This window comes from Pseudoalteromonas sp. SIMBA_162 (assembly GCF_046535955.1).
GTDB classification, from domain to species: domain Bacteria; phylum Pseudomonadota; class Gammaproteobacteria; order Enterobacterales; family Alteromonadaceae; genus Pseudoalteromonas; species Pseudoalteromonas marina.
Window position 1 is genome coordinate 1 of sequence record NZ_JAWJBQ010000916.1, and the last position, 248, is coordinate 248.

At 37.1% G+C, this 248-nt stretch carries 1 protein-coding gene; it reads left to right on the plus strand.

The window, feature by feature from the left end:
• Nucleotides 1-248, plus strand: a 248-nt coding sequence (locus tag R0J88_RS22375; protein WP_410901225.1) for a hypothetical protein, incomplete at both ends; no start/stop codon positions are given.

Sequence of the window (248 nt, forward strand, 5' to 3'; positions counted from 1 at the left end):
GGCACAAATGCTGGTGATGTCGGTATGGCATCCTGATGTGTTTTATACTAACGATGAAAACCATCCTGATTACATTGAAGATTTCATAGGGGCTAAGAATAAAGTCGGCTTCATGGAAGGAAATAATTCATCTGTCTTAGTGACTAATGACTTCATGGAAGCAGTAGAAAAAGATTTAGATTGGGATTTAAAGTTTCCTGATACTACTTTCGAAAAATATAACGCTGAATGGGACGGTCATATTGTAG